General features: G+C 63.8%; 17 protein-coding genes. 10 read left to right on the forward strand and 7 right to left on the reverse strand.

The genetic code is table 11. From position 1 onward, the window contains the following. The first annotated feature begins 86 nt into the window (after positions 1 to 86). Positions 87 to 1,649 (forward strand): class I adenylate-forming enzyme family protein, encoded by a 1,563-nt coding sequence (locus PQR32_RS15220; protein WP_408227986.1) that lies wholly within the window; start codon positions 87 to 89, stop codon positions 1,647 to 1,649. 26 nt (positions 1,650 to 1,675) lie between these two features. Here PQR32_RS15220 and xerD read toward each other — a convergent pair whose 3' ends face one another. Genes xerD through queG form a run of 3 tightly spaced genes read right to left on the reverse strand, consistent with a single transcriptional unit; the run spans position 1,676 to position 4,374 of the window. Then, positions 1,676 to 2,611, reverse strand: a complete 936-nt coding sequence (xerD, locus tag PQR32_RS15225) for a site-specific tyrosine recombinase XerD (protein ID WP_408227989.1) — start codon at positions 2,609 to 2,611, stop codon at positions 1,676 to 1,678. Then, positions 2,608 to 3,078, reverse strand: coding sequence for a methylated-DNA--[protein]-cysteine S-methyltransferase (locus PQR32_RS15230; protein WP_408227992.1), 471 nt, complete (start codon positions 3,076 to 3,078; stop codon positions 2,608 to 2,610). The genes xerD and PQR32_RS15230 overlap by 4 nt, the downstream gene beginning before the upstream one ends. A 57-nt stretch (positions 3,079 to 3,135) precedes the next feature. After that, positions 3,136 to 4,374, reverse strand: coding sequence for a tRNA epoxyqueuosine(34) reductase QueG (queG, locus tag PQR32_RS15235; RefSeq protein ID WP_408227995.1), 1,239 nt, complete (start codon positions 4,372 to 4,374; stop codon positions 3,136 to 3,138). Between the two features lie 17 nt (positions 4,375 to 4,391). Between queG and tsaE the strand changes: the two genes are divergently transcribed. Together tsaE and PQR32_RS15245 are read left to right on the forward strand one after the other, a co-directional pair. Then, positions 4,392 to 4,970: a tRNA (adenosine(37)-N6)-threonylcarbamoyltransferase complex ATPase subunit type 1 TsaE gene (gene tsaE, locus PQR32_RS15240; protein ID WP_408227998.1), complete on the forward strand. Its 579-nt coding sequence runs from the start codon at positions 4,392 to 4,394 to the stop codon at positions 4,968 to 4,970. Continuing rightward, the gene (locus PQR32_RS15245; RefSeq protein WP_408228001.1) at positions 4,952 to 6,532 is read left to right on the forward strand and encodes an N-acetylmuramoyl-L-alanine amidase; all 1,581 of its coding nucleotides are present in this window, start codon (positions 4,952 to 4,954) and stop codon (positions 6,530 to 6,532) included. Before tsaE ends, PQR32_RS15245 begins: the two co-directional genes overlap by 19 nt. Before the next feature lie 104 nt (positions 6,533 to 6,636). Here the strand turns inward: PQR32_RS15245 and PQR32_RS15250 are convergent, their stop codons facing one another. Next, a complete protein-coding gene (locus tag PQR32_RS15250; protein ID WP_408228004.1) occupies positions 6,637 to 7,518 on the reverse strand; it encodes an EamA family transporter in 882 nt (293 codons plus the stop codon). 178 nt (positions 7,519 to 7,696) lie between these two features. Here PQR32_RS15250 and PQR32_RS15255 point away from each other — a divergent pair, with 178 nt between their 5' ends. Beyond that, complete coding sequence (locus PQR32_RS15255) at positions 7,697 to 8,572, forward strand: pirin family protein (protein WP_408228007.1); 876 nt, start codon at positions 7,697 to 7,699, stop codon at positions 8,570 to 8,572. Positions 8,573 to 8,653: 81 nt separating this feature from the next. Then, positions 8,654 to 9,502, forward strand: a complete 849-nt coding sequence (gene trxA, locus PQR32_RS15260) for a thioredoxin (protein ID WP_408228010.1) — start codon at positions 8,654 to 8,656, stop codon at positions 9,500 to 9,502. Positions 9,503 to 9,585: 83 nt separating this feature from the next. Here the strand turns inward: trxA and tcdA are convergent, their stop codons facing one another. Further along, positions 9,586 to 10,443 (reverse strand): tRNA cyclic N6-threonylcarbamoyladenosine(37) synthase TcdA, encoded by an 858-nt coding sequence (gene tcdA, locus PQR32_RS15265; RefSeq protein WP_408228013.1) that lies wholly within the window; start codon positions 10,441 to 10,443, stop codon positions 9,586 to 9,588. 227 nt (positions 10,444 to 10,670) lie between these two features. Here tcdA and pdxH point away from each other — a divergent pair, with 227 nt between their 5' ends. The 3 genes from pdxH (at position 10,671) to PQR32_RS15280 (ending at position 14,269) form a co-directional block, all read left to right on the forward strand. Beyond that, complete coding sequence (gene pdxH, locus PQR32_RS15270; protein WP_408228016.1) at positions 10,671 to 11,312, forward strand: pyridoxamine 5'-phosphate oxidase; 642 nt, start codon at positions 10,671 to 10,673, stop codon at positions 11,310 to 11,312. A gap of 141 nt (positions 11,313 to 11,453) precedes the next feature. Next, positions 11,454 to 12,668: a class I SAM-dependent methyltransferase gene (locus tag PQR32_RS15275; protein WP_408228019.1), complete on the forward strand. Its 1,215-nt coding sequence runs from the start codon at positions 11,454 to 11,456 to the stop codon at positions 12,666 to 12,668. Positions 12,669 to 12,739: 71 nt separating this feature from the next. Then, positions 12,740 to 14,269, forward strand: coding sequence for a DUF72 domain-containing protein (locus PQR32_RS15280; protein ID WP_408228022.1), 1,530 nt, complete (start codon positions 12,740 to 12,742; stop codon positions 14,267 to 14,269). Between the two features lie 27 nt (positions 14,270 to 14,296). Here the strand turns inward: PQR32_RS15280 and msrA are convergent, their stop codons facing one another. Next, on the reverse strand, positions 14,297 to 14,845 hold the full coding sequence (msrA, locus tag PQR32_RS15285) for a peptide-methionine (S)-S-oxide reductase MsrA (RefSeq protein ID WP_408228025.1): 549 nt from the start codon (positions 14,843 to 14,845) through the stop codon (positions 14,297 to 14,299). Positions 14,846 to 15,101: 256 nt separating this feature from the next. On the opposite strand from msrA, the gene PQR32_RS15290 reads away from it, so the two are divergent. After that, positions 15,102 to 15,611 carry a flavin reductase family protein gene (locus PQR32_RS15290; protein WP_408228028.1) on the forward strand — a complete coding sequence of 170 codons (510 nt, stop codon included), beginning with the start codon at positions 15,102 to 15,104 and terminating at the stop codon, positions 15,609 to 15,611. Between the two features lie 131 nt (positions 15,612 to 15,742). Here the strand turns inward: PQR32_RS15290 and PQR32_RS15295 are convergent, their stop codons facing one another. After that, positions 15,743 to 16,258 (reverse strand): Lrp/AsnC family transcriptional regulator, encoded by a 516-nt coding sequence (locus PQR32_RS15295; RefSeq protein ID WP_408228031.1) that lies wholly within the window; start codon positions 16,256 to 16,258, stop codon positions 15,743 to 15,745. Positions 16,259 to 16,389: 131 nt separating this feature from the next. Here PQR32_RS15295 and kynB point away from each other — a divergent pair, with 131 nt between their 5' ends. Then, complete coding sequence (gene kynB / locus PQR32_RS15300) at positions 16,390 to 17,028, forward strand: arylformamidase (protein ID WP_408228034.1); 639 nt, start codon at positions 16,390 to 16,392, stop codon at positions 17,026 to 17,028. The last annotated feature ends 14 nt before the right edge of the window (positions 17,029 to 17,042 follow it).

Below are 17,042 nucleotides of genomic sequence, written 5' to 3' on the forward strand. Positions count from 1 at the left end.
GCCGGGCACCGTATTGTTTTTGCAAACTTGCATGGGACCGGAGTAGGACGCTAAAGCGTCAACTCCGGTCGACAAAGGAGACAGCGTTGAGCTTTCATTCATCTACCCGTCCCACGATCGACATCCCCGCGCTGCTGGCCGCGCTGCCCACGCGCATCGCCGACATCCCGGCGCTTGCAGCCGCGCGCGATCCGCAGCACGTCGCCTTGATCGAGGATGCGCGCCGCCTGACCAGCGCGCAACTGCTCGAGGCCGTCTACGCCGCCACCGCCCTGCTGCGCGAATTCGGCGTGCGCGGCGGCGATCGCGTGATGATCGTCGCGGAGAACAGCATCGTGCAGATCGTCCTGCTGTTCGCGACCGCCCGACTCGACGCGTGGGCGCTGGTGTCGAACGCGCGCCTGTCCGCGGGCGAACTCGACTCGATCCGCACGCACGCGCGGCCTCGCCTGGTCGCCTATGCCACGGAAAGCTCGGCCGATGCCGAAAAGCACGCACAGCGCCATCAAGCGGTCAAAGCACCAACTATCACGCCGGACATCGGCGCCTGGTCGTACGCTGTGGACAACGCGGCGATCGCCGAGCCAGTCGAAGCCGCAAGCGACCGCCAATGCGCGGCGTTGATTTACACCACCGGCACGACCGGCGCACCGAAGGGCGTGATGCTGTCGCATCGCAATCTGCTCTTCATCGCCGCGACGTCGAGCCGCTTGCGCAAAGTCGGCCCGGACGACGTCGTCTATGCCGTGCTGCCGATCTCGCACGTGTACGGCTTTGCGTCGGTGTGCCTGGGCAGCCTCCACGCGGGCGCGACCTTGCGGCTCGTGCCGCGCTTCGCGCCAGAAGCCGTGCGCCGCGCCCTCGCCGAAGAGCGCGTGTCGATTTTCCAGGGCGTGCCGGCCATGCACGCCAAACTGCTCGAACATCTGCAAACGCACGCTCACCCGTGGTCCGCGCCGCAATTGCGCTTCGCGTATTCAGGCGGCTCGCCGCTCGACGCCGCCTTGAAAGCGCAGGTGGAAAGCGTCTACGGTCTGCCGCTGCACAACGGCTACGGCATGACCGAGAGCAGCCCGACCGTGTCGCACACCATGCTCGATGCGCCGCGCAGCGACTGTTCCGTCGGCGAGGTCATTCCGGGCGTCGAAGTGCGTTTCGTCGGACTCGACGGCGTCGACGCGGCGAAGGGCGAGATCGGCGAGCTATGGGTGCGCGGGCCTAACGTGATGCTCGGCTACTACCGCAGCCCGGAACAGACACGCACGGTCGTGACCGAAGACGGCTGGCTCAAAACCGGCGACCTTGCGCGACAGGACGAGGACGGCGCGTTGCATATCGTCGGCCGCAGTAAGGAGTTGATCATCCGCTCGGGCTTCAACGTGTATCCGGCCGAGGTCGAGCATGTGTTGAATGCGCATCCGCAAGTCGTGCAATCGGCGGTGATCGGACGCGCGGTGGAAGGCAACGAGGAAGTGGTCGCGTTCGTCGAGTTGACTGCAGGTGCGACGGTGACGCCCGCCGAATTGATCGACTGGTGCGGCGAGCGTCTCGCGCCGTACAAGCGGCCAGCCGAAGTCAAAGTGCTCGCCGCGTTGCCGGCTGCATCGACCGGCAAGATTCTCAAGCATCGGCTGCGCGAATTTCTTTAAAACGAAGCGCTACCGCGAACCCGGCATCAACCTCGCGGATGATGCTGCGCATGCAGCGACTTCAACCGTTCGCGCGCCACGTGCGTGTAGATCTGCGTGGTCGAAATATCCGTGTGGCCGAGCAGCAGTTGCACGACACGCAGGTCGGCGCCGTGATTCAGTAGATGCGTCGCGAACGCATGCCGCAAGGTATGCGGCGAGAGCGGCGCATGCACGCCGGCCGCCGCCGCGTGACGCTTGATGATGTTCCAGAACTGCTGGCGCGTCATGCCTTCGGCGCGGCTCGTCACGAACAGCGCGTCGGTCGCGCGCGCGCCGAGCAACGCGGGCCGCGCCTCGCGCAGATAGCGCTCGATCCAGCCGTGCGCTTCCTCGCCGAACGGAATCAGCCGCTCCTTCGAGCCCTTGCCCATGACACGCACCACGCCTTCGTTCAGGCCCACTTCCACTGTCTTCAACGTGACGAGTTCGGTCACGCGCAAACCGCTCGCGTACATCAACTCCAGCATCGTGCGATCACGCAGGCCCAAAGACGTCGCCACGTCCGGCGCGCCGAGCAGCGCTTCGACTTGCGCCTCGCTGAGCGTCGACGGAAAACGCGGCGGCTGTTTTGCCGAGCGGATGCGCACCGTCGGATCGACCTTCGCGCGATGCTCGCGCACCGCCCAGCCGTAATAGCGGCGAAACACCGAGAGCCGCCGGTTCGCCGAAGTCGATTTGTCTTTCTGGCGTGCCGCGCTATACGCGTTCAGATCGGCTTCGTTCGCGGTGTCCAGTGAAGCGTTGCGGCTCTGCGCGAGCCATTCGCAAAAGAGCCGCAGATCGCGGCGGTACGCGTCGAGCGTGTTGCGCGACAGGCCGTGTTCGAGCCACAGCGCGTCGCAGAATGCATCGATCGACGCCGAGCTGGCGACGAACAGAGGTGACGCGGCGGCCGCGTCGTCGATCAACGTATCGCTCATGCGTAGGGAATGCCTTCATGCGCCAGCAGCCAGCGCTTGATGTTGCGGAAGAAACCGTCTTCGGCGTGATTCGCGAAACCGCCGATGCCGCTCGAACTCACCACCCGATGACAGGGAATCACAATCGGAAAGTAATTGGCGCCGCACGCCTGACCGACCGCGCGCGGCGCGCTGCCGAGTTGCCTTGCCAGTTGACCGTAGGTCAGCACGACGCCCGGCGGAATGTCGCTGATGGCCTGCCACACGCGCTTCTGAAACGCGGTGCCGACCGAGGCCAGCGGCAACTCGAATTTCGCCGACGCACGCTCGAAATATCGTTCGATCTGTTCGGCCGCCTGCTTTGCCAAAGGCGTGTCGGGCGCGACGTTTTGCATCGAATCCGGCAGATAGACGATTTCGCGCACGGCCTCGCCTTCGAGGCGAATGCCGACCTTGCCGAACGGCGCATCGATCACTGCATTGAACATGCTTGCCTGCTCCTCACTGGCGCCGCGTTGCAACGCACCGCCCGGTTTGCCGCTACTCTACGCCGCTTCCAACGCCCATTCCACATGCTCGCGCACGACGGCGGAAGCGTCATCGACACGCATTCTCAGCGCCTGCACGATCGCCTCGCGCACCGGCGCGCTCAAACTGTCGGACGACGCACGCAGCGCGTTGCCCATGCCCACCGCGAGATTGCGCAGCCAGCTCTCGTAGCCGATGCGCCGAATCGCACTGCCCTGCATCCGCGTATCGAACTCGTCCGCGCTCCACGCAAAGAGCTCGACGAGCGACGCGCGATCGAGCCCGTGCCGCACGTCGAAGTCGGCGACCGGCGCGGCCTGCGCAAACTTGTTCCATGGACACACGAGCTGGCAATCGTCGCAGCCATACACACGATTGCCGATTAGCGGCCGCATTTCCAGGGGAATACTGCCCTTCAATTCGATCGTGAGATAGGAAATACAGAGGCGCGCATCGACCTTGTAAGGCGCGACGATCGCACCGGTCGGACAGGCGCCGATACAGCGCGTGCAACTCCCGCAATGCGAGCCCGGCGTTTCAGGCGCGACTTCGGGCAAAGTCTCGGCGTCGGTCGGCAACGGCACATCGACATAAATCTCGCCGAGGAAAAACAACGAGCCCGCGTCACGTTGCAGCAGCAGCGTATGCTTGCCGCGCCAGCCGATGCCGGCCTTCTGCGCAAGTTCTACTTCCAGCACCGGCGCCGAATCGGTAAATACGCGGTAGCCGAAGGCACCGATCTCGGCCTCGATTTTCTCGGCCAGATGTTGCAAACGGTTACGCATCACCTTGTGATAATCGCGGCCGCGCGCATAGATCGACACGACCGCCGCCGACGGGTCCGCGAGCCGCGCATGCTCGGCTGCGCGCCAGTCCTGCGAGAGCGGGCCGTCCTGCAAAGCGCTTTCGTACGCCTTTCCGCTCAATGTCCGCGCGGGCAAATAAGCGATGCGCGCCGTAATCACACGTCGCGTGCCGGCCACAAGCTCAGCGGGCCGCGCGCGTTTCATGCCGTGTTTCGCCATATAATCCATCTCGCCGTGGCAACCCGCTTCCAGCCAGGCTGCAAGCGGCGCTTCGGCGGCGGAGAGATCGGTGTCGCTAATGCCGACCGCTCCGAAACCCAGTTCACGGCCCCACGTTTTGATGTTCAGCGCGAGCGCCTTCAGCGCCGCTTCATCGAAATGACGCTCGGCACGCGCATCGTCGGTAGACGCAGGCGTGCAGGAAACAGGGGACTCCGGACTTCGGTTCATCACGCCATTTTACGAGAATGCCTGTCAATCCTGATCTCGCGATCCAACCGCCCGCCAACGTCCTGCTCGAACGCACCTTCGCGCTCGCGGACGAAGCCGCCACCATGGCATTCGGCGAGCGCTTCGCGCAGGCGATCGAGAGCGTGCGCGAAGCCGCGCAACACGCGCCTGGCGCAGACAGCGACAAGGCGTTCTACGGACTGCAGGTCCAACTCGTTGGCGACCTCGGCGCCGGCAAAACCACCCTCGTGCGCGCGACCTTGCGCGGCCTCGGCCACACCGGCCGGGTGCGCAGTCCCACTTACACACTCGTCGAACCCTACGTGCTCGAGCGGCCCGCCGGGGAACTCGCGCTCTATCACTTCGATCTGTATAGATTCACCGATCCGGCCGAATGGGCCGACGCGGGCTTTCGCGAGTACTTCGACAGTGGCGCCATCTGCCTCGTCGAATGGCCGCAACGCGCGGGGCGTCTCTTAGGCGTGCCGGATCTTGTCTTCTCGCTCGACCTCGATAATGAGAACGAAGGCGACGGCCGTGTCCTCGTCGCACGGGCATACAGCGAATCAGGAAAGGCATGTCTCGAAAGATGTTGATCAAACCGTTCCGCTCGATCGAATCGGCGGCTACCGCAACGCATAACTGGCGGCGCCGGCAGATTCTGCGCGCGGGTGCGTCCACGCTCGTGCTCGGCCTCGTCGCGCCGCGGCTCGCGTGGGCGAGCTCGGTGCTCGGCGTGCGGGTCTGGCCGGCGCGCGACTACACGCGCGTGACGATCGAATCCGATCAGCCGCTGCAGAACGCCCAGCAGCTGCTGCAGGGACCGGACCGGCTGGTGGTCGATCTGAGCGGCCTCGATCTGGATCAGGCGTTGAAGGACCTCGTGTCGAAGATCACGCCGAACGATCCGCAGATCCAGTCGGTGCGCGTCGGGCAATATCAGCCGCATGTGGTGCGCATGGTGTTCGACCTGAAGGGCTCGGTGAAGCCACAGGTGTTCACGCTGCCGCCGGTCGGCGCGTACAAGTACCGGCTGGTGTTCGACCTGTATCCCGCCGTCGCGCCTGATCCGCTGATGGATCTGCTCGCGCAGACGGAACACAAGCAGCAGACGCTGAACGAAGAGAACGCCGCGCCGCCGCCCGCCACGCTGAGCGGTCCCGGCACCACGCCGCCCACCGCCGACAACAGCGAGGCGTTCTTCGAGCGCTACGCGCAAAACGGCGGCAGCGGGTCCGCGCCGAGCGTGCCGCGTCCGCCGGTGCATGTTGCACCGACGCCTGTTCCGCCGATCCTCGGCAAGCCCGCCGCGCCTGCCGCGCCGGTGGCGCCGCCCACCGCCATCGCCCGCAACAAGGGCAGCGGCGCCAGCACGCTGGGCGCTGACGACGCCGACAGCGACGATACCTACGCCTTCACCAATCCCAAGTCCGGCAAGAGCAACACGGTGCGTCTGTTGACCGTCGCGATCGATCCGGGCCACGGCGGCGAAGATCCGGGCGCGATTGGCGGCTCGGGCACGTACGAGAAGCACGTTGCGCTCGACATCGCGAAGAAGCTGCGCGCGAAGATCGACGCGCAACCGAACATGCGCGCCATGATGACGCGCGACGCCGACTTCTTCGTGCCGCTGAACGTGCGCGTGCAAAAGGCGCGGCGCGTCGGCGCGGACCTGTTCGTGTCGATCCATGCGGATGCGTTCACCACGCCCGACGCGAAGGGCTCCTCGGTGTTCGCGCTGTCGGAGCATGGTGCCACGAGCGCCGCGGCGCGCTGGATGGCGAACAAGGAGAACTCGTCGGATCAGATCGGCGGCATCAACATCAAGTCCGCCGACGCTACCGTAAACCGCGCGCTGTTCGATATGTCAACCACCGCGCAGATTCGCGACTCGATGCGTTATGGCAACTTCGTGCTGAAGGAAATCGGCGGCATCAACAAGCTGCACAAGGGCTCGGTCGAACAGGCGGGGTTCGCAGTGCTGAAGGCGCCGGATATTCCATCGATCCTCGTGGAAACCGCCTTCATCAGCAACCCGGACGAAGAGCGCCGCCTGAACGACGACGCGTATCGCGAGAAGATGGCCGATGCGATCATGACCGGCATCAAGCGCTATTTCGCGGCGAATCCACCGCTCGCGAAGAATCGCATGACGTGATGCTCGCGTATGCAACGCAATGATGCGATGGAAACGGCCGCTCGAATGACGATGCGGCCGTTTTTTTGCGCTCGTTTTCGTCTTCGTGCAGACGTGCCAGCCGCTCAGCGCGCGGGTGAAAATCGCCCCACGACCCGGCCACCGAACACATTCACGGCCAAGCCCGCCATCACCAGCAAAGCGCCCGCGATCTGCGCCGCGGACAATTGCTCGTCGAGAAACAGCGACGCCGACGCAAGGCCGACGATCGGCACCAGCAGCGAAAACGGCGCGACCTGGCTCGCCGGATAGCGCGACAGCAGGCGGCTCCACAACCCATAGCCGATCAGCGTGGCGATAAACGCGAGATACACGATGGCGAAGATCGACGTCGCGCTGATGCCGGAGAGCGCAGCGACGATTCGCTGCGGCCCCTCGAACGCGTACGACAGCGCGAAAAACGGCAGCGGCGGGATCAGGCTGCCCCACACCACCAGTCCGACGAGATCAACCTTGCCCACTTTCTTCGTGACGATGTTGCCGAGCGCCCACGAACACGCGGCGCACAAGGTCAGCACGAAACCGGCCAGCGTCATGGCGTGGCCGCCCTGCATGCCGATCACGGCAAGACCGCCCGCCGCGATCAGCAAGCCGACGACATTCGGCAAGCGGAAGCGCTCATGCAGGAACGCGGCCGCGAAGATCAGCGTGAAAAACGCCTGCGCCTGCAACACCAGCGACGCGAGTCCGGCCGGCATGCCGACATACATGGCTGAGAACAGAAACGCGAACTGCCCGAACGAAATCGTCGCGCCGTACGCGATCAGCCAGCGCCACGGCAGGTTGGGCCGTTTGATGAAAAACACCGCCGGCACGGCGGCGAGCGCGAAGCGCAGCGCGCCGAGCAGCATCGGCGGCACGCCGTGCAGGCCCACCTTGATCACGACGAAGTTGACGCCCCACGCCACGACGACGACCAGCGCGAGCAGCAAATCCCTGGGCGACATCCGAGTCTCCAATCGATTATTCGATCCGGCAGTTTAGCGGAGCCAGTCTCGCGCGGTGATGGCTCGCTCTACGGATTCCCGGAGCGTTGACCTGTCGCCCAGCCGTCGTCATTGCGCCCACCGCAGTAGAATCGTCCATTAAGCAAAAATCCCCCCACCTTTCCAGCCGAGCCTGCCCATGTCCTCCTCGATCAAAGCCGTCCTCAAACCGCACCTGCGCGACGTCGGCAGCCTGACCGTGCGGCGTGTGCTGCCGGCCATGGCGGCGCGCCTGATCGGCCCGTTCATCTTCTTCGATCACATGGGCCCGGCCACCCTCGAACCCGGCGTCGGCCTCGACGTGCGGCCGCATCCGCATATCGGCCTCGCCACGGTGACCTATCTGTTCGAAGGCGCGATCATGCATCGCGACAGCCTCGGCTCGGCGCAGAAAATCGTCCCCGGCGACGTCAACTGGATGACGGCCGGGCGCGGCATCGTCCACTCCGAACGCACGCCGGACGAGGACCGCGCGAGCGGCCAGGCCATGCACGGCATTCAAACGTGGGTCGCGCTTCCGCTCGACGACGAAGAGATCGAGCCGTCGTTCGCGCATCACGCCGCCGAGACGCTGCCGGTGGTCGAGCGCAACGGCGTCACGCTGCGGGTGATCGCGGGCACGGCGTTCGGCGAAACCTCGCCGGTCGCGACGTTTTCCGGCACGCTGTACGTGGCCGGCGAATTCGCGCCGGGCGGCGCCTTCGCGCTCGAACCGGAGCACGAGGAACGCGGCGTCTATCTGGTGGACGGCGATCTGGAGATCGACGGCACGCCGCTCGAAGTCGGCCAGATGGCCGTGCTCGCGCTCGACGAAACCGTGACGCTGGCGAGCACCCACGGCGCGCGCGTCATGCTGCTCGGCGGCGAAAAACTGGACGGCGAGCGCTTTATCGAGTGGAATTTCGTCGCCAGTTCGCGCGAGAAGATCGAAGCCGCGAAACTCGCGTGGACCAATCAGGAAATGGGCAAGGTGCCGGGCGAAACCGAATGGATTCCGCTGCCCCAGCGCAAATAGGCGCAAGTCGGATCGGGCAGCATTGAACCCGCGGCGTTCGGCCCCAAATAGTCAACAGACCGTTTTATCGACGAGGACGCAATGGACACCACTCTGGCCACTTTCGAACAGGACGTCATCACGGCGTCGACACTGGCCCCCGTGCTGGTCGATTTCTGGGCGCCCTGGTGCGGCCCGTGCAAGACCCTCGGCCCGATGCTGGAAAAGCTCGAAGCCGAAGCCGCCGGCAAATGGAAGCTCGTGAAGGTGAACGTGGACGAGAACCAGGAACTGGCCGCGCACTTCCAGGTGCGCAGCATTCCGCACGTCATGGCATTTGCCGACGGGCGGCCGGTCGATCAGTTCGTCGGCGTGCTGCCTGAAGGCCAGTTGCGCGAGTTTATCGAGCGGCTCGTGCCGCAAGGCGCGGACGCCGCGCGCCTCGAGGCGCAAGCCGCGCTGGCCGAAGGACGCCGCGAAGATGCGTACGACGCGCTGCAAGCCGCCCTTGCCTACGACCCGGGTTTCGACGAAGCGCGCATGGACCGCATTGAAATGCTGCTCGAAGACAACCGTATCGACGAAGCGCGCAACGAAGTCGATCTGCTGTCGCCGAAAACGACGCAAGGCATCGACGCGCGTTTCAACGCGATCAAGACACGCCTCGACGCCGTGGATGCCGCAGCCGACCTGCCGCCCACGGATGCGCTGGAGGCAAAGGTCGCCGCCGATCCGGCTGATCTCGAAGCGCGTTTCGATCTGGCTAGCGCGTTCATCGCTCGTCGCAAATACGCGGAAGCGCTCGAACAACTGCTCGCGATCGTGCAACGCGACCGCACGTTCCGCGACGATATCGGCCGCAAGACGATGCTGTCGGTGTTCGATCTGGCCGCGCATCAGCCGGAGCTGGTGTCGCAATGGCGGCGCAAGCTGAGCGCTTCGTTGTTCTGATCTGATTGGCTTGATCGGCATTCAGGCGCGGCGTCCCAGCAGCGCCTGAATGCGCCGCGGCATCTACCGCGGCGTGAATCACCTCAAGCCGTAGCCTGCTTCGCCAACGCCCGCAACACATGGGCAGCCGCGGCAAAACCGAAGCTCGCCGTCACGCACACGCTCGAACCAAATCCCGCGCAGTTCAAACCGACCGGCCCCGTGTGGCCCGGCGACGTAGTGACGTGCTCGGCTTCCTCGTCCATATCGCACACGGCGGCTTCCGGGTAGATCAACGGTTCGTCGGAATACACCGCGCTCACCTTGAATTTCGCCTTCGGCCCGCGCGGAAAACCGTGCTGTTTACGCAGTTGCCCGCGCACCTTCGACAGCAACGGGTCCTGAATCGTCAGCGCAAGATCGTCGATGCGAATGCGCGTCGGATCGAGCTGGCCACCTGCGCCGCCGACCGTGATCAAAGGCTGCTTTTTCTCCACGCACCACGCGATCAACGCGGTCTTGGTGCGCACGCTGTCGATCGCATCGATCACGTAATCGAAGCCGCCGCCGAGCGTGGCGTCGAAATTATCCGGCTCGACGAAGTCTTCGATCAAACGCACGTCGCAAAACGGATTGATCGCCGCGATGCGTTCGGCCATGGCTTCGACCTTCGGTTTTCCGTAGTTGCCGTCGAGCGCGTGGATCTGCCGGTTAGTGTTGCTCTCGGCGACATTGTCGAGATCGATCAGTGTCAGCGTGCCGACCGCACTGCGCGCCAGCGCCTCGGCTACCCACGAGCCCACGCCGCCGATGCCGATCACCGCGACGTGCGCGCCTTCGAACGCGGCGAGCGCCGGCACGCCGTACAGTCGCGCGATGCCGCCGAAGCGCCGCTCACGGTCAGCGGTTTCTTTCCCGTCGAGGCTGGTAGTAAGATCGGATTGTGCGGTGGTGCTGGACATGATGGCAGGGCTCGGTGGTCAGGCAAAAACACGAAGTGGCGACGCAAGGGCGTACGCAACCCCGTATTTTGCCTGAACCCGCCAGGTTGCATCGCGGCGAAAGGCGCAGCACCGAGAGGCACATACGCCGGCACGCATGAACGCACCGCGCGGGACCTTGATGTGGCTGCGGGCAAAAAATTAGCGGCTTAGCTATACTGATTGAACTGTAGCGTTCGCATAAGAACATGACCTCACTCGCCGAACTTCGAAAAAACTATTCGCTGGGTTCTTTGGACGTTGCCGATATCAACCGCAACCCGTTTCGTCAATTCGATACGTGGTTTCAACAAGCGGTCGACGCCAAACTGCCCGAGCCGAATACCATGACGCTGGCCACGGTCGACTCGCGCGGCCGGCCGTCGGCGCGCATCGTGCTGATCAAGGGCGTCGACGAGCGTGGCTTCGTGTTCTTCACCAATTACGACAGCCGCAAAGGCCGCGAACTGGCCGCCAATCCTTACGCCAGCTTGCTGTTCTACTGGATCGAACTCGAACGCCAGGTGCGCGTGGAAGGCCGCATCGTCAAAACCAGCGCGGAAGAAAGCGACGCGTATTTCGCGTCGCGCCCGCTCGGTTCGCGCATCGGTGCGTGGGCATCGAATCAGAGTCAGGTAATTGAAAGCCGTTCGCAGCTCGAAACACGCGAACGCGAAATCAGTCTGCAATACGGCGACCAGCCACCGCGTCCTCCACACTGGGGCGGTTATCGTTTGGTGCCCGAAGCAATCGAATTCTGGCAGGGCCGGCCGTCGCGTTTGCACGACCGTTTGCTCTACACGCGTTCAGGCGAACACAGCGACTGGCAAATCTCCCGCCTATCGCCTTGAATCGGAATACAACGCCGCCACCGCGTTGCCAACGCAGCAGCGCGCGGCGGCCGGATGGCACCTCGCGGCATGGGAGTCGCGCCGCATTGAGTTGCGATCCACACAGGCTTTGCTTTAATTCAACGGACACGGAGAGATCACATGTTCTGGGAGAAGAAGCTGGCGCAGTGGGTGGAAGAAGTAAAAACCAGGGCTAACGTTCCCGCACGCCTCGTGCTGTGGGACGGTCAGCAACATGACTTCGGGCAGTTCGCCGCGCCTCAGGTCACGCTACACGTCAAAAGCGCCACGGCGCTGCCCTATCTGCTCGAACCGAGCCTCGACAATCTCGGCGAGGCGTACGTGAAGGGCAAGATCGACATCGAAGGCAAGCTGTCGGACATCATCAATATCGGCTACCAGTTGGCGCGTAATACCGTGACCAGCGCGGGCAAGCTGGCGCGCGTGCGGCGCTACTTCAGTCATTCGAAGGCGTCGGACAAGAAGGCGATCGAGTATCACTACGACGTCTCGAACGAGTTCTACAAGCTGTGGCTCGACGAGAACATGGTGTACTCGTGCGCGTACTTCGAGAACGGCAACGAGGATCTCGCCACCGCGCAGATCAAGAAGATCGACCACATCCTCACCAAGATCCAGTTGCAACCGGGGCAGCGCCTGCTCGATATCGGCTGCGGCTGGGGCGCGCTCGTCCTGCGCGCGGCGCAGAAGTTCGGCGCGCAGTGTGTGGGCGTGACGCTCTCGCAGAACCAGTTCGACCTCGCCACCGCGCGCGTCAAAGCGGCGGGCCTGGAAGGCCAGATCGAGATTCGTCTGCAGGATTACCGCGACGTCGAAGGGCAATTCGATCGCATCACGAGCGTCGGCATGTTCGAGCACGTGGGCCGCAAGAATCTGCCGGGCTACTTCGAGAAGATTCACGATCTGCTGGTCGACGACGGCATCGCCATGAATCACGGCATTACGTCGAGCGATTCGGACAGTGGCGAAACCGCGCTCGGCGGCGGCGAATTCATCGACCGCTATGTGTTTCCGGACGGCGAGCTGCCGCATATCAGCCTTGCGCTCGAATCGATGCAGCGCGGCGGGCTCGAAGCGGTTGACGTCGAAAGCCTGCGCCGTCACTATGCGCACACGCTGGACCTTTGGGCGGAAAATTTCGAAGCGCATGCGGAGGAAGCCCGCAAGCTCGTCGACGACGAAAAATTCCGCATCTGGCGCCTGTACCTCGCCGGTTGCGCCTACGCGTTCGAAACCGACGACGTCTCCATCTACCAGGTGGTCTGCCGCAAAGCCGGCCGCAGCGCGAAAGCCCTGCCGTGGTCGCGCCGCTATATGTACGACAAACCGCTGTGATACGGTTGCGCCGCGGCGCCGGGCAAGAGCGGGCGACGCGGCGCAACCTTTGAATAGCAGGTCGAACACCGATGGTCCAGAGCGGAACAAGCGAAGTTGAACAGCCGATCGAAGGCGATCTCGGCGCCGATGGTGAGGGCGTGCAGTTCGATCTGTTCGGGATGCCGGTGGACGCGGCGACGGCGAAAGGCGATGGCGGGGCGAAGTTATCGCATGGGACGGGCGGGCCCGCGGGAGCCGTTGAGACGACGAGAGACGCTGGCGTTGCAACCGCCACCGGGACCGCCGGGGCAAACGCGAACGCCGCTCAGCAGACAGGGGGGCGGGCAACTTCGTGCGGCGATGCAACCGCCGCACCCGGCTCCGCGATACAGCCCGAGCGCCGGCGTCAGTCGCGCGCGAAGACCGCCGGCATCAGCTCCTTATGGGAGGATGGGCAAGAGGAAGCGCATGGGCCAGATGAGGCCAGCGCCTCGCCCGAAGCCAACGCTATCCCGGCCGACACCTCCAAAAAACGCCGCACGCGCGAAATCCTCGCCGCCCCGCCCTCGCCTGAACTGCTCGCGCTCGCCGCGCAACTACCGCCGCAAATCCACCTCGGCACCTCGACGTGGTCGTTTCCGGGCTGGAACGGCATCGTCTACGGCGATGAGTACAGCAACAGCAAACTCTCGCGCGAAGGTCTCACGGCTTACGGGGCGCATCCGTTGCTGAAGACAGTCAGTATCGACCGGTCGTTTTACCAGGCGCTCACCGTCACCGAGTATTTGCGCTACGCGCAACAAGTGCCCGAGGACTTCCGCTTCATCGTCAAGGCGCCGATGACGATCACCGATGCCACCGTGCGCGCCGAACGCGGCGAGCCGGTCTCGATGAACCCGTGCTTTCTGAACGCGCAAATGGCGATCGACGACTTCGTCACGCCTTGCCTTGAAGGACTTGGCGTTAAGGCTGGCGCGCTCGTGTTCCAGCTCTCGCCGCTGCCGGATCAGATGCTCGCGCAGCCGGCGGTGTTCATCGAACGGCTGGCCGAATTTTTGATGGCTCTGCCCAAGCTGCCGGAGAGCGCCTGCTACGCGATCGAAATCCGCGATGGGAGTCTGCTCACGCCGCGCTTCATCCGGACGCTCAAAACGGCGGGCGTGCGTTATTGCGTGGGCATTCACGCGCGCATGCCCGACCCGCTGCGCCAGGCCGCGGCGCTCGCGTTGCTCGACGGCGAACCGGCCGGACCGTTGATCGTGCGCTGGAGTCTGCACGGCGGCTTCAAATACGAACAGGCAAAGGCCAAGTACGAACCGTTCAACCAGTTGGTCGATCAGGACCCGGCGACGCGCGCATCGCTCGCAGAACTGGCCGCGCGCTACGCGCTGGCCGGGCAGCCGGTGGTGATTGCGATCAACAATAAAGCGGAAGGATCGGCGCCGCTCAGTTGCGTGGAACTGGCGCGGGCGATTATCGAGGCGTATGCGCGGCTTGCTCATGAACATGGGCATGAGGATGAATTCCCGCCATCTGAAGAGCACGAGCCTCGGCCATCTGACGAGAATCAGCCTCCGTCCTCTGACGAGAATGAGCAGCCGCCCGACTCCGATGCTTGAGACTCGCGCAAGCGGCCGCTCATCCCGCTAGCTCGCCTTGATCCGGTGAGCAAACTTCTGACGAAACTTCGCCACCTTCGGCGCCACGACGAACGAGCAGTAGCCCTGATTCGGGTGCTGCGCAAAATAGTTCTGGTGATAGGCCTCGGCAGACCAGTAATTACCGTCGAGCGGCAGCACCTGCGTGACGATCTGACCGTCGTAAATGCCCTGCTCACCGATCTCGCGGATCGCCTGCAACGCCGTTTCCCGCTGCGCTTCGGCATGTGTGAAGATCACCGAACGGTATTGCGTGCCGACATCGTTGCCCTGCCGGTTCAACTGCGTCGGATCGTGGATCGCGAAGAAAATCTCGAGAATCTCGCGATAGCTGATCTTCGCCGGGTCGAAGTCAACGTTCACGACTTCGGCGTGGCCCGTTACGCCGTCGCACACCTGCTCATACGTCGGACGCTGGGTCTGGCCGCCCGCGTAGCCCGACTCCACCGCGTTCACGCCGTCGACGCCCAGGTACACCGCTTCGAGGCACCAGAAACACCCGCCACCGAGGGTGGCGACTTCGCCTGTCTGACTCATGCTGCTCGCTCCTTCAAACTCATAGTCGGCCGATGCCGGTCCACGGTTCGCCGCAACGCTCATGCCACTATCGAGCTTTCCAGCTTAGCGGCTTTTTCACTCACCGGCTGGGGTCGCGGCCAATCCGCCGCGATTGCAGTTAAAATTGGGACAAATCGACGATTTTCACTATGACTTTCGAATCATTTGTTTCCAGCAGCGCGCGCGATGGGTTCATGCCGGAATTCACCCGGTCTGCGCCAGGGACTTGCGCCCGATGAAGCACGCCAGCCCGCCCAACTTCGACCAGAATGCCTTCAAACAGGCGCTCAGCCAATTTGCCACCGGCGTCACCGTCATTACGACGCGCGCGGCGTCCGGCCAACTGATCGGTATCACGGCCAGTTCGTTCAATTCGGTTTCGCTCAATCCGCCGCTGGTGTTGTGGAGTCTGGCCACGCGCTCGGCGTCGATGCCGGTCTTCCGCGCCAACAGTCATTACGTGGTCAATGTGCTGGCCGCATCGCAGCTCGATCTGTGCAAGCGCTTTGCGACCGTGAAGGGCGATCGCTTCGAAGGCGTGTCGCACGCGGAAGGCGACACCGGCATGCCGGTGCTCGACGGCGCGCTCGCCTGGTTCGAATGCCATAACCGCAGTCGCTACGAAGAAGGCGACCACGTGATTTTTGTCGGCGAAGTGGAGCGCTGCGGCGTGCACGAGAATGCCGCGAAGATCTCGCCGCTGGTTTTTCAGAACGGCCAGTTTCACGGACTCGAACCGCTTTGAATGCGCCGCCGTATTTGGAGGCGACGCAAGCGGTTCAAGCGGTTTAGCAATGACATACGGCAGACGGGCATTGCCGGCAGAAAACAAATCGCCCGCGCCCTTTTTGTGGGCGCGGTCGCCATCGCTCTCTCTCAGCGATCGTTATGCGCGGCGCTGTGTCCACCGGTTTTCGTCACTAGCGACACCGGCACGCCCGAATCTTCCTTGAGCGTCTGCAGCACGATATTCGAACGGATATCCATCACGCCCGGCGCCTTGTAGAGACGCTGCAGCACGAAATCCGAATAGTGTTTGAGGTTGTGCGCGAGGACTCGCAGCAGATAGTGAGTCTCGCCGGTCACGACGAACGCGCCGACCACCTCCGGCCAGTCGCGCACCGCTTCCGCAAAACGCTCGTGCCAATTCTCCTGGTCGTTGCGCATGGACACCTGCACGAACGCCTCCAGTTCAAAACCCAGCACTTCGCGGTTCAGACACGCGCGGTAATGTTCGATGACGCCCTGCTCTTCGAGCAGGCGCAGGCGTCGTAGACAGGCTGACGGCGAGAGCGAAATGCGCTCCGCGAGGTCGAGATTGCTGATCCGTCCTTCTTGCTGAAGCACCGTCAAGATACGGCAATCGGTGGCGTCGAGCGAGATCGCGTTCATATTCGGTCTCCCTTTCCCATTTATCTCAAATTATGTTCCAAGACACGGCGTAGAAGGAGATTTTTTCGCAATCACATTTCGCGACAAGCCACCTATCATTCCCGGATAGACACCCAATCCTCGCTGCGACTATGCCAATACTCTGGGACATCACCCCCGCCGTCGATACCGCCACGCCCGTCTGGCCGGGCGACACGCCCGTGGGTATCGAGCGCGTGTGGCGCATGGAGGCGGGCTCGCCCGTCAACGTCGCGCGGCTGACGCTGTCGCCACACACCGGCGCGCACACCGACGCCCCGCTGCACTACGACGCCGACGGTGCCGCAATCGGCGAAGTGCCGCTCGACGCATACCTCGGCCGATGCCGCGTGATTCATTGCATCGGCGCATTCCCTGTTGTGACGCCACAACACCTGAGCGGCTCGCTCGATGACCTGCCGCCGCGAGTCTTACTGCGCACTTACAGAAACGCACCGACAACCATGTGGGACAGCGCGTTCTGCGCGGTCGCGCCGGACACCATCGACCTGCTGGCCGCGCGGGGCGTGAAGCTGATCGGCATCGACACGCCGTCGCTCGATCCGCAGGAGTCGAAGACGATGGACGCTCACCATCGGATCCGCGCGCATCGCATGGCAATTCTTGAGGGCATTGTGCTCGACGAAGTCGCACCCGGCGACTACGAACTGATCGCGCTGCCGCTCAAGCTGACCACACTCGATGCAAGCCCCGTGCGCGCGATCCTGCGCGCGCTGCCCCAATCGCAATGAACATCTCCATCTGA

Origin of the sequence: Paraburkholderia dipogonis, from assembly GCF_046027395.1 — a bacterium.
Lineage (GTDB): Bacteria > Pseudomonadota > Gammaproteobacteria > Burkholderiales > Burkholderiaceae > Paraburkholderia > Paraburkholderia dipogonis_A.